Consider the following 13,300-nt stretch of genomic DNA (forward strand, 5'->3'; position numbering starts at 1 on the left):
GGCTTGCGTATGCCATGGGGCGAATCCCTGGCGCGGTGATTCCGGCGCTGAATCGCAGCGCAAATCGTCGACCGCAGTAAAAACCGCGATTTGCGACAGAAGGGGACTGAGTGTATGGCTCGGGCGGGTGGCCGATTTTTGGCAATCGTGCATGGTGATCCAAGGTTCGAAATCCCCGAGGGGAAAGAACCGGGTCACCGTTCGTCGCAACTTTGCGCTCCTGATCCCCTTACCCAGAATTGGGGGATGCGAACCGGATCTACTGATGTCCGACCGTCCACTGCCCCAAGAGAACTTGTTCCTGGGCTCCGTCGTGGATCAGAGGGCTACCTCTGATGTCGTCAGTGCACTTTATGAAGTCCCATCACTGTCTGCTGCGATCCCGTACACCCATATGCCGCTTCAGACTCTTTTTCGCTCAGGGACGTCGTCAGTATCTGGATACATCGTCCCTCGGGTCAAGAAATGCGCGTCTCGGCTCCCTTTGGGCTGATGTTTTTATGCTAGGACTTACGCAAAACGCATCAAAACCGAAGGACTTCGCAGCTCCTGGCGCATCCGCTCGGAAAGCCAACTGGTCTTGATCTGATACATCGAAGAGAGTTTTTCCTTGGCCACCGCCCGCAGCCGCAGCCAAACCAAGATCGCGCAGGCGATGTGGTTTCTCTGCATTCGCGCCTTGCGGCACTGACACTTCTCAACGCCCGTCAGCTGCTTGAGTTCTCGATGAAACTGCTCGATCTTCCAGCGCAGCGCACACGCCTTTTGCGTGCCCTGCGTCGAATCTTGAGCCAGATCGTTCGTCACGACCCAATCCGTGCGGTGGGAAGACACCGTCACCCGGAAGAGCTTCACCTTGTAGTCCCTGGGGAATCCCTTGATCTTGATCAGCTTGCCGCGCTCAGCCTCTTGTGCCGTCCAGCACAAGCCGCTCACTGCCCGGTACGGCGTTTGGCCGGCGCTGTCATCGACCAGCCGGTTGGCCTTGATCGGGCAGTAAAAGCGTCTGCCCAGGCTGTCCACCAGCAGCATCAGCTCCATCGTGGCGTACCAGGTGTCGAACAGCACCCGGGTGAAGGGCAGTGCTTTGTTGCCCGCAGCGCTGACCAACATGTCGCGCACGTGCTCCAGCTTGGTCTTGCCGTCCTGCTCGGGCGCAAACAATCGATAGTCGATGGGCCAATACTCGCCGGTGTCGGGGTTGACGTAGAGGCAGTTCACCAGGCCGATCCCTTTGATGATGCCGTGGGCATTGCCGCTGTACTGCCGGCGAACCAACTCGATCTGGTGCGAATGGCCCTTGTCGAGGATGGTGTCGTCAAACACGATGCATCCCCGGGGGGATGGAACGATTTCACGCTGCGCATGCTCCCAAACCAAGCTGGCCGACAGCTTGTCGCCTTGCAGGTACCGCTTCACCGCATCGTGGCTGAATCCCTGGCCGTGATCCGCAAAGTTCGTCATGGTGAAATTGGTCTGGCTGGTCAGGATGAACTGGCAGTAGTCGATTCTTTTGATGGACAATTTGCATGCTGAGGTCGATGCGGCACATTATCCAACAAATACCATGCAGGGTCTATTTATTTAAACGTTTGCGTAAGTCCTATATGCAACGCGTGCCGGAGGCGCTGACTCGACCGCCGCCAGGATTCGTGGCGGCGCTGCGCCGCTCGGTCAGATGGTGTGCCGCGACGCTATAGGCCGAGGGGCTGGCGGGTGCTTCGCTCATCAACAAACGTCTTGCTGCAGCTTCGTCCCATTTTCCTCAGTTGCATTTCGTTTCATTTGTTGCGAGGCGGCAAGCGGCTTATTTGGCGGGCAAGTTACTAAACGTCTAGACGTTTGATTTGACCTGTTATTCACGTTACGACGTGAATCGATGGTTTATCGAGTAGTTCAAAAACTATTGTCTAGCCTGAATCGTCAGATGTAACTTCCGCCGAATTGGCCTGCGTGCCAATTTGCGTCATATCCGGCAAACTTTACCCGTCAATCGCCGAAGAAGAAGGCGTTTTGATGGCGAATGTTTGAAATCCGTGTTCCTCACCAGTGTGGGGTTTGCCGTTGTTTTTGATGGTCCGGGATTTCTGCAATTCGTCCCCTTCGCGGGATTTGAAAAGGGCACCCTGAGTCAGAGTACCCATTTCATTCCCATCAAAGTTACGGCCGATTCAGGCCAACACATATTTGGGAACCAATGAGACTGAGTAAATCAGAAACAAGCGCGGCCAGCGGGCCTGCCGCAGAGCAAGACGAGCCGCTGGTTCCTGCGCAAGTCAATCTGGTCACGTACCCCTGGGCGCCTGTCCGCATGGACTACTTCACCGGGCACCTGCTCGCGCTGGCCGCCAACCCAGAGCCATTCCGGGCCCTGGTGCTGCTGATGGCGCAGGCCTGGCGTCAGCAGCCCGCCATGACGCTGCCGGACAACGACACGCAATTGGCGGCGATGGCGGGCTTTGGCCGGGATGTCGCCGGCTGGACGGTCATTCGCCCCGAAGTCCTGGCTGACTGGTACCTGGCCAGCGATGGTCGCTGGCATCACCCTGAGTTCGGAGGGTGGGCCTTGCAGGCATGGGACAGCAAACAGAAGACCGACCGCAGTTCGGAGAAGCAACGCGAGCGCGCGCTGGTGGGCGTTGCCCGCAGGCAGGCCGCTGCCGCAGCGGGCTTGCCGTCGGGAGCGGGCCACGGCCCTGCCGCGGCTCAGCCATATGAGATGACCGAAGAGTCAGAACATAAGGTAGATGAAAAGACACATGAGAGGGAGAGGGATAGAAGCGCGTCGTCAACAGGCTCACTGCCCCCTTTCGATGGGGGTGATGCTTCTTCTCGTGCCAACCGGGACACAGGCACAAAGGAAGACAGCCAATCGGTAGGCGAGGTCGATCCTGTTCAGGCGATCTTTGAGCACTGGAAGCAGGCAACAGCGCGTCCCGATGAGCCATTGTTGAAGTCCCGCAGAAGCGTCATTCAGGCCCGGCTGGACGAAGGTGTCAGCGCAGCGCTGATCTGCCGCGCCATCAGCCATGCTGCGCAGGACCCCTTTTACCAAGGGCGCACGGCCAAAAGCACCCGCAGGCTCGACACGCTCGAGGTCATCTGCAAGACCACCGATCGCGTCGTGGGCCTGGCCAGCGAGGCCCGTTTAGACAACGCCCCGCAGATCAGCATGTTCAAGCCTGCGGCCCAGCGCACAGCAGAAATCGCCGCAGCCGTGGCAGCACGGTACCAGGCCGACGTGATCGATGCCGAAGCGCCACCGGTGCTGACGATCGAAGCGAGCGCAGCATGAGCCGCGTGACTGTTAAGCCGTCGCCATCGGTCGTGCGTGTGGTGACCGAATGCCTGTGCGAGGTCGCGGAGCGCACCGGGAAGGAGGTCGGCGCCCTGGAGATGGCGAAGTGGTACGAGGCGTTCGCTGTCTGTCAGCCTTCCGAACTCCGTGAGGCGTTTGACAACTATGCCTTGGCCTCGCCCTTCGCACCCAGCATGGCCGCCATTCGCCAGGAGCTGGACCGTTCTCGATTCGGCGGCATCTCGGGTGCGTGGCTGATGGTCAGGGAGGCAGCCCTGGCGTGCGCGGACCGCAACTTCTTCGTCATCTTCGAGCACGCAGCCATCCACTTTTCCATCGAGGTGATCGGGGGGTGGCACTCAGTGATTCGGCTGGTCCGAGATCCAGGCAGCGTCTCATTCGCTCGACGCGACTTCATGAAGGCGTTTGAGGACCATCGCCCCTCGATCAGCTACCCGGCTGGGTTGGGTGGGTTCAACGGAGTCAATGCGGTCCTGATCGGACACCGGGAACGCGCGCTGGAGGTCTACCGGCATGGTGCGAAGAGGGGCGCAGCCTGCTTCTCCGGAATCGACATCCTGCAACCCCAGGTCGAGCTCTTGCCCTGGCAACACCTGCAGGACTGGCCGGCGCATTTGGGTCCTGAGCACATGGCCGCGCCACCTGGGCCACCTGTGCGCATCACCCCGACATGGTGGGAGACCGAGCCGTCGCCATCGGCGCTGCCCGTAACGCCCGCCTGATAACGCTGCGTAAAGCTACACGCGATAACGCACCGTAACGCTACCTGTTACCAACCGAAGAAATGAAGGAATGAAAGCATGATGAAACTTGACCTGACCGACGCGGTCGTTGCAGCCGACGCAGCCGTTGCTGCCGTCTGCGATGCCATGGTGAAGGAGGGGCTGAAGCCCACCACCCGTTCCGTTCGTGAGCGGATGGGCGGCGGCTCCTACACCACCGTGCTGCGGGGGGTGCAGTATTGGAGGGAGCTTTGCGCGGCGAGCGCTGCTGACGATATCCCCCTCGACCCCGTCATCATCCAGCGGTTCCGTGCCCAGTACGTGGCGATCTCGAATCAGGCGTCGAACGATGCCAACATGCGCGCTGCAGATGCGGAAGAAACAGTTGTTCAACTGGCCGCCGAAATCGAGGCGATGGCAGGTCGACTGGCCGAACGAGAGAGTGAGCTGAGCACGGCGCAGACCCAGCTGCAGCAGCAACAGGGACAGCTGTTGGAGCGGGCCGGGGCACTGGAAAAGCAAAAAGCGGAGCACGTTGCGGCGATCGATGAGGCCAATAAACGTGCCGCGTCTGAACGAGCTCAGGCGGAAGAGCTTCGTCAGGAGCTGGTGCGGAAGTCGATTGACCTGGCGCAGGTGCCGGGTCTGAAGGAAGAGCTGGAGACAGCCCGGCAAACGGCGAAGAGCAGTGCCGACCAGGTGGCCGAGGCCAGGAAGACAGCCGCCGTGGCAGAAGAGCGGGCCGAGGCCCAGTTCGACCGAGCCTGCCAAACCGCTTTGCGTGAGACCAAGCTCGAAGCTCAACTGCTGCGTCTGCAGGAACAGCAGGAAAGGGCGCTGGCCACGGAGCGCGCGCTGCAACAGGAGATCTTGAAGCTGTCCAACGTGGGGTCAGCCTTGGAAGCGCGTTGCCTGGTCCAGCTGTCCGAGATCGCGCAGCTGCGGGAGGCCGCGCGCAAGGCCGTTGCCAAAGACGATGAGCACGCCAGTGACCGTGACGGTGAGGAGGTTGCCCCCACACCGCGCGAACCGAGCGGCACCGTCTGATGCCCGGCGTCCATCCGCGCTGGTCAGCGTGTCACCGACTCAGCCTGGATCCCGTCGCCACCATCGCGGTGCGGCGCCGGGAATAGGCCGGCTTCTGACCGCAGGCTGAACGCCTCAGCGGCCGGCCTTCTGCCGGGCTTCTTGGTCGGCGATCACTTGGCTCAGTTCTTTGAGCGTGCCAGGTTTGTAGAGCTTGATGCCCAATTGCGTGAATTCCTTCTCGCAGGTGGGCACGCGGCCCGGCTCGGCAGGCTCGCAGCGCTTGGCCTGGATTTCCGTGCATGGCGTGTTCATCAGCATCACACTGATGCCGCCGGAGGCCAGTGCTTTGATGGACAGGCGATCAGGTTTGCCCCAGCCGGCTGTGGGATTCTGGATCCACTTGAGCTCGTCAGATCGAAATTCGCTCACGGCGCCGCTCGGGCGGATGACGCCAGCAAACATTCCGTTCGGAAACATAGCCTCAGGCCGATCGCCGAAACTGAACTCGGCAGTCTTCAGACCGCCCCGGAAGGGGCCGTAGGGGCGCACATCCACGATCGCCGCCACGCGCTGGCCTGGCTGACAGCTGTAGGCGCCGGCGAATCGGCCTTCGACGGGGTGTGCGCCGACGACCTTTTGTTTGCACCGCCGCTCGATCTCCTGCGGGTTGCCCAGCGTGGTCAGCGAGGTGCCCGCCGCGCACAGGTTGTAGTCCAGCCGTGCGCCGAAGCCAGCTTGCCAGGTGCCTGTTGACGAGAAGAGCCCGGGGTGCCCAGAGCCGAAGGTTTGCCCGAGCGCCAGGCCGATGAAGCCGATCACCATCAGGCCAGCCAGGACGGGGGCGAGGCTGAATGCCAGGGCCAGCACGGGCAGCGCGAGGGATCCCCCGATCCAAGCCCAGGCCAGAGTGATCACCGCCAGCGCCATCAAGCCCGGCCACCCAGGCTGCCCAATCCCGCCCACGAGGGCGGGCAGCACGCCTGCGCCGATGACGCTGCCGATTAGGCCGGCGACGACGATGACGAACACCATGACCACATTTGGAGAAGCGCTGCTCAGCACCGCCGTGCTGACTGCATCAGCGGCGCCGAGGGCGCCTTCGCCGCCAGTGCTGCGCACGGCCCCAGAAAAAACAGGCGCACGCATGCGCGGGTGGGTCCAGTCAAGCCGCAGTTTGACCGCGCGGCGGACCCAGAAGGCCAACGCGACGGACGCTGCGGCGTAGGCGATGAGAAGGATGGATGCGATCACGGACTAGCCCCCACAGTTGTTGAACAAGTGGCGAGCGAGGCGAGCTATCTGGCTGAAGTGAGCCGCGGGACGTCCCGAACCGATCCGTTGACTTGCGGGTCCGTATCTTTCTGAGCGGCTGCCGCTGCCCGGGCCTCGAGATCACGCTGAGTCGCACCCGTGGACACGGTGGTCGCGGCGTGTTGAGGTGTCGCCGTGGGCGGCGATGTTCTGGGCTGCGTCTGAGCAGTCTGCGCCCCTAAAGGGCCGTTCAGCACTAAGCCCGTCAACAGAAGGGCCGTGGCGGTTCTCAGGTCAGTCCAGTTGGATGGGGTCATCAGCGATAGGTATTGAGGGAAATGCCTGAAGTGGTTCCAGTAGTGGAACCTCCAGTTTTCAAAGCATTTGCACCGACTCTAACACTGATGTATTTAATTAAATGTGGTTTTTATGCATACGTAAAACGACCCTTGCGGGATGGCAGCAGCAAGCAAAAAAGTCATCCTCAGGGGCAGGCCCGTCGGCTCCAAATCGACCGATCCGACGATTGCAAAGGCCTTTGGCCAAGCGGTTGTTGTGTTGCGAACGTCCAAGGGTTTGTCGCAAGAATCTGTTGGACTGGCAGCCGCTATCGGGCGCTCGAACATGTCGTCCATCGAGAACGGCCGGACGGTTCCAAATTTGGTGGGCGTTGTGAAGATTGCCGCTGCACTGGGATGCAGCCTGCCTGTGCTGTCTCGGGAGTTCGAGCGTGCCTACAAGGAGCTCCTTCATGGCACAGTGGGTGACGAGCCGGCCGGGTGACCGGAGATCGCATTGCCGCCTTCACCGGCCGGCCGGCCAGGTATTTTTCTTGTGAGGACGATGGGTGTGCCGCTACAGTGACGGTGGCGTTATTGCTCGCATCTCATATCAACGATATCCCGCGTTTCTGCCTCACACACCACATGCCCCAGTTCTTCGAAGCCCGGACTTCACCGCCTCAGCAGGTGGTGCGTGAGCGCGGCCGGCCAGATTTCGCAGGCATAGCCGGAAGCTAGGTCACTCGTTCCTCAGTTGGCGCGCCGCACTTGACGGCGTCATCGCGGACTTCGTTCGCCCCAACTGAGCGTTATGTATGACTGAAAACCTGTTTGAACCCACCGTCAGCGTGGCCGAGCTGCTACCGTTGTTCCAATGCCCTGACTGGCTGAGCGTTCGCCTCGACCCTGAGCTCTCGCGCGATGGTCGGCAGCTGAGCGAGATCTTCCTGCGCGCGTTCGCGCTGATCCTGGGGCGCAGGCAGCCCCGGCGGGCGGCTGTGAGCTGCGTGAAAGTGGCCGGTGCTCTGCACGTGATGTTCGATTTCTCGCCGCGGCGCGGCGATCTGGAGCACTCGGTACTGACCAGCTTGGCCGAAGCCTTGCAGGAGCTGCACAACCGTCGTCTGGTGGCCGAGCTACGCGAAAGCACGCAGCCGGCCGGAAAAGTTGTGCCGGACTTCGATCTGCCAGACGTGGAAGGCGGCCTCGATCTGATGGCGCTGGTCACAGGGCCGCGGGCATGCGAGCCGGTCAATGTCTTCAAATTCGCAGAAGACGCCGATCAGCTCGAGCAGCGCATCAAAGGCCGTGATGGCGAAGCCGGCCGCAGGATCGCGCAAACACTGGAGCGCTTGGCGCTCACCGGCATCAGCCGGCCGATGGCGCCACCGCCTGCAGATTGGTTGAAGCGCCTCGACGCGCTGGCGGAGAGCTTCCCAAGCTTCGATCAGGTGATCGAGACGGCCATCCGCCCGCATATTTCACTGTGCGCGCAGGGCCTGCCGCACCGGCTTGCGCCCATCCTGCTCGTGGGCGCGCCCGGGATCGGAAAGACGAGATTCGCCAATTTGCTGGCTGACCTGCTGGGCACGCCACCACCGCTGTTCGTATCCATGGCAGCCGAGACCAACGGCAGCTCGATCGGCGGATCGAGCACTTTCTGGTCCAACTCATCGCCAGGTCAAGTCTTCGAGTTCCTCGCCTGGGGCCGTGCCGGGCACGACCCGGTGGCGAATGGACTTCTCGTGCTCGATGAAATCGACAAGGCCAACACGACCGGGTACAGCGGGCTCGGGCCGCTGTACTCGCTTTTGGAGGAGCACACAGCGAAATTTTTCGTAGACCAGTCTTTGCCCGATCTGGTCTTCGATGCCAGTCATTTGAGGCTTGTCGCAACAGCCAACGACATCGATCAGATCCCCGGCGCGTTGCGCTCGCGAATGCTGGTTTTCCAGATCTCGCCGCCTTCACCAGGGCAACTGGTGGCCATCGCCGAGGAGATCCTGAGCGAGCTGATTCGCAGGATGGGAGTGCGGTTTTCCGCTGAGCTGCCGGTAGCGCTTAACAAGCAGATTGCGGACATGAGCCCGCGAGCTATCAAGCTCGCTGCGGAGATCGCGTTCGCGCGCGCGTTGATGGCGCAACGCAGCCATCTTGTTGAAGATGACTGGCCCACGCTGCGCATGGATGAGCGCCTGCCAGCTCGACGCACGGCAATGGGGTTTGTGCACAGCTGATGGGCATGTGAAAGCGCGCGTAGATCTGCAGCAGTGCCCAGCCATTCTGCTCGTCGCTGCTGCCGCTCACACGAGGGCTGGGGCCGCGGCGTCTTCATCCGGTGGCAGCAAGATGTCGATGTGGGTAGCCCCGGACGCAACTTGTCCTGTGCCAGCCGTGGGTGGCAGCTTGAACACCGCGCGGTCCTGATCACGCACTAGCATGCCGGCGATCTCCGACACGAGTTCCGGCCGCTTGGACATGATCCACTTGCCGATGATCACGGCCTGGCGCGTGATGCGTTTTCGCTCGGCCGCATCGTGCTGTGCGAGCAACTGGGCGCGTCGGTTTTTGAGCTGCTGCAGTTTGATGTCAATTGACTCGATGTTGTTGGGTGTCATGGCGGCATTTGGATACGTTTGCTCAGTACAGTGTATGAATAGGCAAGCCAGCTGTGGGGCTGCGCGATCCCGATTGCCCCTGTTCATTTCGCCCATATTGCGAATGGCTCTTGGATGGGAGTCGCGGACGACCTATCCCGCAAGGGCGCACTTAGAGTGTTCTGCGAACACGTGCGGTCAGGGCTCCACCCCGACACCCTTTGACCCAAGCGACGACCACTCTTATGGCGATCTATCACCTTTCGGCAAAACCGCCTATTGCGCGCTCGCAAGGTCGATGCGCGACAGCCGCCATGGCATACCGAGCTGCCATCGCGATCCGCGACGAGCGCACAGGCCAGATGTTCGACTACAGCCGTCGGCGCGGGGTTATCGGAGCTCGCCTCATACTGCCTGGTGGCGCATGCGTCATGGATCGACCTGGTTTCTGGAACCAAGTCGAACAACATCACCGGCGAAAGGATGCTGTGACAGCCCGCGAGGTAGTTGTCGCCCTACCGAATGAAATCGACGCCGATCAACGTGCAGTGCTGGCATTCGAGTTTGCGCGGAACATCGCGAATCAATTTTCTGTCGCTGTCGACTGTGCATTGCATGCACCCTCAGTCTCAGGAGATGACCGGAACTTCCATGCCCATTTGATGCTGACTGCGTGTACTGTCGGGGTCGATGGTGCACTGGGGAAAAAAGCAGATTCCCTGGATCCAATCCTCTGCAGGCGAGCCGGTCAAGCGGACTCCGTCGCATGGCTGCGCCCCCACTGGGCAGCACTGGTGAACGAGGCGCTTGCGACAGCAGGATTCGCAAATCAGGTCGACCACCGAAGCCACCAGGCACGTCGAATTGATCGACTGCCGACTATTCATGTCGGAGCTCGCGGCTCCCTAGCGCAGCGCAGAAGCTCGCTCAACCGACGGTTGACTGCCAAGAACGTAGAGGTCGACTCAATTGAACATGAGATAGCCGCACTGCGATTGATGCGATCTCGGCTCATGAAACCCGCGCAGCCGACTATTGCGTCACGCGAACAAGCACGACGCCGAATGGAATTCTTGTTGATGCGCAGCGCTGAGGCAGAAGCGAGGCTCTCGCAATTGCCATCCCTCCGTGGCGGCGACAAAATGAAGCTCAAGCAACTCATTGCGACTTACAGCAAAGAGCTGCGGTCCTTGATCCCCCTCATGAAGCGCTTTGACGTGGGGGCCGTGGCCCGTCCTCTTGCGACCGTTCTCCGGCACTGAGAGGCGCGGCATCGCCATGTCGCAACTGACCAGCCGCTATTGAGCTTTAGGTTGGAACGATTGCCCGGCGAAGAACCGCGTCAATCTGTTGGCGCGAGGGCTGTATTTGCTGCAGCAACCGCTCTTGTTCGCGTCCGATCTGCAGAGAAAGGTCATCCATCTCCAACGATAGCTGGATCAAGGCCTCGACCTTCTCCGGCGTATTAAAGATTTGGCGTGACCCGTCAGGAACCATCAGCGTCTTTGCAAACGCCGTGTTGCGTGCTAAGTGATCCAAGTGTCGGGTGGCCTCGGCGACGATTGCGAGTTCGTACACGGATCCGGCAGCAAGTGCTGTGAGATCCGCATGCCACATTGCCGCGGCAATGTCGAAACTCGGCAGCGGAATCTTCGAACCTTCTTCGACGGCATCTGCCTTGACGTTCTTGAGAAGCCGAATGGCCTTCTTCAGCCCCGAACGTGCCAACGCGTCGTGTTGATTGATCCGCTCAATGTGCCGGAAGGGCATGTTGAGAACTGACTCTGGCACCGACTTGTCAAGGATTTGGATGCCGCGGTCGGCCTCCCTGCGGGAGGTCTGATAGTCGGCGGTATCGTGCCAATGCGAAGGCACCACGTCCACCGGCCTACGCAAAGAGCCGCCCGACAACTTGATCGCTTTGGCGCCGCGCGTGTCGACCGTCGCCTGGGGAAACTTGTCCTTTAAGATCGTTTCTGCACTGCCTCGCAACCGCATCAATGCCGAGAGGGGCGTGTAGGCCACGGGCGAGGTGAAGTGACCAGAGCGGGCGCGCAGTCCGTTGGTGTCATAGGTGAAGAAGCCTTCGTCCAACACCAGAAGATCGACGTCGCTGACCCCACGAATGTGAATGTCGCAAGGTACCGAACCCTGGAGGCGGAACCCCACATCAACGCCGCGCGCGCGCAAACCGGTGTCCAGCTGTTTGCCGACCCGTTCAGCCTCTTCGAGGCTGATGCGTGTGTAGTTGGCGTCAACGGGCTGCATGGCGCCAAGTGCGTACTGAGTGTGCTTCTGGCCGGTCGCTCTCCGCGCGTACGGCTCGTCGGAGAGGCTCTTTGCAAGCACTTGCAGGCCTTCGCTGAAGTCCACCTGACCAATACGGTCAGCGCCGCTGCGTCGAGTCTTGAGTTGTTGGAGTCGCTTGCCGATGTCGCGCATCATTGCTGGGCCTTTCGCTCAAGTTGCATGGTTCCGAAGGTGTAGCGGCCGTGGCCGTTGAAGTATTCGCCCTTGGCTGATTTCAGGTCTGGTGAGAACAGTAGCTCAGCCGACCCGCGATGCCCGGATAGATGCGGCTGCCCGATGCCCGGCTCGTTGCGGTAGTTGTACAGAAGGCGATAGCCGTCGGCTTGGTCATACACCAGTGCCGCGGCAATGCTTTGCGATGTCGACTGTGCCGTTTTCAGCCGGACGCGGAGCCGGTCCCAACTCTGAACAATGGCCAGCTCAGCGATCCAGTCGCGATCAGGCGTGCCATCCGCTTTGAGGGTCTGTCCGTAACAGACCCAGGTGCCCGTCAGATCGGGCACCTTCAGGAGCTTCGAAAGGCGGGGAAGCTTCCAGACATGTTGATCAAACAGCCAGTACAGCCCGCCATAGATCAGCCCGGCGGTCACGGGCCACAAGACAACTTGTGGGACTGAGTTTGCGATCCCCAGCGTACGAGCCAGGTCGATTGCAGCCAGGACCACTGCAACGAGGATCGACGCGGCCGCAGCGGCGATGAGACTCAGCGTACGGCCGATCGCCGCACGGTTTGGGCCGCCAAGAAGGGTGTATTCGTGTTCACTCATGCTGGAAAGTACGATATTACGCCTCGTTGAAAAACGGAAGTTCGACTCTTTTTGAGTTGGATGTTAGTATCTAGACTGCGCCTATCCCTCTTGCACCGAGATGCCCCTTGAACTTCATGACCTGACGCGGACCCAGCGGGATCGCTTGGCGCTGATTGAGCTGCGCATTCGTTTCCTGGGCGAGGTGCGCAGGCAGGATCTGTTTGGCCGCTTTGGCATCCAGGCCGCGGCAGCTTCGCGGGACTTGGCTGCCTACAAAGACCTGGCACCCGGCAACCTCGACTACGACAGCAAGAACAAGGTCTACGTGCGTGCCAACTTGTTCCGCCCGGTCTTCGACTTCTCGCCGGCCCGTGTGCTGACTTGGTTAACACGAGGCTACGGTGATCAGGAGCCCGTCAAGCAGCGCCCTCTAATTGCCTCCGAGCCGGCGATAGAGATCAACGACCCAAACCTCGACGCTTTGTCGGTGATTACGCGCGCGATCCATCGCAGGTCAGCTGTCCACATCAGCTATCGGGCTGTGAGCAGCGGCATGACGTCGCGCGTCATCGTGCCTTTCGCTTTGGCCGACAGCGGTAGCCGTTGGCATGTCCGCGCGTATGACCGACGCTCCCAAGAGTTTCGCGACTTCGTTCTGGCCCGCATCGCTGACGCTCGCTTCGAAAGCGGGCCGATCGACGACGAAGAGTTGCCGGAGCACGACATCCAGTGGAACCGGATCGTTGAGCTGGAGATGGTCCCCCATCCCGCCAACATGAGCAATCCAGACACCATCGAAGCGGAGTACGGCATGACCGACGGGATGCTGGTCTCCCGTGTCCGCGCTGCGTTGGTGGGCTACATGCTGCGACGCTGGAACGTGGACTGCACGCCCGATCACAGTCTCCGTGGCGGGGAGAACCATCTCTGGCTGAAGAACCGGCAGGCGCTCTACGGCGTGACGAATCTCATTCTTGCGCCAGGTTACGCTGAATCCAACCAGCAACGATGATGGCCATGAAGCGTAAACACCCAGCGGCAC

The 13,300-nt window shown here is 60.9% G+C and carries 12 protein-coding genes; 7 read left to right on the forward strand and 5 right to left on the reverse strand.

Features of this window, described 5'->3' with window-relative positions:
- Positions 1-510: 510 nt before the first annotated feature.
- The gene (locus tag QM788_RS14360) at positions 511-1,524 is read right to left on the reverse strand and encodes a transposase (RefSeq protein WP_415660644.1); all 1,014 of its coding nucleotides are present in this window, start codon (positions 1,522-1,524) and stop codon (positions 511-513) included.
- Between the two features lie 787 nt (positions 1,525-2,311).
- Between QM788_RS14360 and QM788_RS14365 the strand changes: the two genes are divergently transcribed.
- From QM788_RS14365 to QM788_RS14375, 3 genes are all read left to right on the forward strand, one after another.
- The gene (locus tag QM788_RS14365; protein ID WP_415662141.1) at positions 2,312-3,295 is read left to right on the forward strand and encodes a hypothetical protein; all 984 of its coding nucleotides are present in this window, start codon (positions 2,312-2,314) and stop codon (positions 3,293-3,295) included.
- Positions 3,292-4,041: a hypothetical protein gene (locus tag QM788_RS14370; RefSeq protein WP_415662142.1), complete on the forward strand. Its 750-nt coding sequence runs from the start codon at positions 3,292-3,294 to the stop codon at positions 4,039-4,041. The genes QM788_RS14365 and QM788_RS14370 overlap by 4 nt, the downstream gene beginning before the upstream one ends.
- Before the next feature lie 78 nt (positions 4,042-4,119).
- On the forward strand, positions 4,120-5,088 hold the full coding sequence (locus tag QM788_RS14375) for a DNA-binding protein (protein WP_415662143.1): 969 nt from the start codon (positions 4,120-4,122) through the stop codon (positions 5,086-5,088).
- A gap of 114 nt (positions 5,089-5,202) precedes the next feature.
- On the opposite strand, the gene QM788_RS14380 is transcribed toward QM788_RS14375, so the two are convergent.
- Positions 5,203-6,321 (reverse strand): hypothetical protein, encoded by a 1,119-nt coding sequence (locus QM788_RS14380; RefSeq protein ID WP_415662144.1) that lies wholly within the window; start codon positions 6,319-6,321, stop codon positions 5,203-5,205.
- A 456-nt stretch (positions 6,322-6,777) separates the two neighbouring features.
- Here QM788_RS14380 and QM788_RS14385 point away from each other — a divergent pair, with 456 nt between their 5' ends.
- A complete protein-coding gene (locus tag QM788_RS14385) occupies positions 6,778-7,104 on the forward strand; it encodes a helix-turn-helix domain-containing protein (RefSeq protein ID WP_415662145.1) in 327 nt (108 codons plus the stop codon).
- A gap of 313 nt (positions 7,105-7,417) precedes the next feature.
- Entirely contained in the window at positions 7,418-8,839 is a 1,422-nt protein-coding gene (locus QM788_RS14390) for an AAA family ATPase (RefSeq protein WP_415662146.1), read from the forward strand.
- Positions 8,840-8,905: 66 nt separating this feature from the next.
- On the opposite strand, the gene QM788_RS14395 is transcribed toward QM788_RS14390, so the two are convergent.
- Positions 8,906-9,220: a hypothetical protein gene (locus QM788_RS14395; protein ID WP_415662147.1), complete on the reverse strand. Its 315-nt coding sequence runs from the start codon at positions 9,218-9,220 to the stop codon at positions 8,906-8,908.
- Positions 9,221-9,444: 224 nt separating this feature from the next.
- Here QM788_RS14395 and QM788_RS14400 point away from each other — a divergent pair, with 224 nt between their 5' ends.
- Positions 9,445-10,461: a MobA/MobL family protein gene (locus QM788_RS14400; RefSeq protein ID WP_415662148.1), complete on the forward strand. Its 1,017-nt coding sequence runs from the start codon at positions 9,445-9,447 to the stop codon at positions 10,459-10,461.
- A gap of 46 nt (positions 10,462-10,507) precedes the next feature.
- Here QM788_RS14400 and QM788_RS14405 read toward each other — a convergent pair whose 3' ends face one another.
- Positions 10,508-11,644 (reverse strand): hypothetical protein, encoded by a 1,137-nt coding sequence (locus QM788_RS14405; protein ID WP_415662149.1) that lies wholly within the window; start codon positions 11,642-11,644, stop codon positions 10,508-10,510.
- Positions 11,641-12,276, reverse strand: coding sequence for a hypothetical protein (locus QM788_RS14410; protein WP_415662150.1), 636 nt, complete (start codon positions 12,274-12,276; stop codon positions 11,641-11,643). The genes QM788_RS14405 and QM788_RS14410 overlap by 4 nt, the downstream gene beginning before the upstream one ends.
- Positions 12,277-12,376: 100 nt before the next feature.
- Here QM788_RS14410 and QM788_RS14415 point away from each other — a divergent pair, with 100 nt between their 5' ends.
- Positions 12,377-13,270 carry a WYL domain-containing protein gene (locus QM788_RS14415; RefSeq protein ID WP_415662151.1) on the forward strand — a complete coding sequence of 298 codons (894 nt, stop codon included), beginning with the start codon at positions 12,377-12,379 and terminating at the stop codon, positions 13,268-13,270.
- The last annotated feature ends 30 nt before the right edge of the window (positions 13,271-13,300 follow it).

It is taken from the genome of Roseateles sp. (assembly GCF_047654785.1).
Classification (GTDB): Bacteria; Pseudomonadota; Gammaproteobacteria; order Burkholderiales; family Burkholderiaceae_C; genus Pelomonas.

Excerpts from the sequence above, each read along its gene's own strand:
- QM788_RS14365 (WP_415662141.1), top strand. The coding sequence starts at position 2,312 with ATGGACTACTTCACCGGGCACCTGCTCGCGCTGGCCGCCAACCCAGAG.
- QM788_RS14370 (WP_415662142.1), top strand. The coding sequence starts at position 3,292 with ATGAGCCGCGTGACTGTTAAGCCGTCGCCATCGGTCGTGCGTGTGGTG.
- QM788_RS14375 (WP_415662143.1), top strand. The coding sequence starts at position 4,120 with ATGATGAAACTTGACCTGACCGACGCGGTCGTTGCAGCCGACGCAGCC.
- QM788_RS14385 (WP_415662145.1), top strand. The coding sequence starts at position 6,778 with ATGGCAGCAGCAAGCAAAAAAGTCATCCTCAGGGGCAGGCCCGTCGGC.
- QM788_RS14390 (WP_415662146.1), top strand. The coding sequence starts at position 7,418 with ATGACTGAAAACCTGTTTGAACCCACCGTCAGCGTGGCCGAGCTGCTA.
- QM788_RS14395 (WP_415662147.1), bottom strand. The coding sequence starts at position 9,220 with ATGACACCCAACAACATCGAGTCAATTGACATCAAACTGCAGCAGCTC.
- QM788_RS14400 (WP_415662148.1), top strand. The coding sequence starts at position 9,445 with ATGGCGATCTATCACCTTTCGGCAAAACCGCCTATTGCGCGCTCGCAA.
- QM788_RS14405 (WP_415662149.1), bottom strand. The coding sequence starts at position 11,644 with ATGATGCGCGACATCGGCAAGCGACTCCAACAACTCAAGACTCGACGC.
- QM788_RS14410 (WP_415662150.1), bottom strand. The coding sequence starts at position 12,276 with ATGAGTGAACACGAATACACCCTTCTTGGCGGCCCAAACCGTGCGGCG.
- QM788_RS14415 (WP_415662151.1), top strand. The coding sequence starts at position 12,377 with ATGCCCCTTGAACTTCATGACCTGACGCGGACCCAGCGGGATCGCTTG.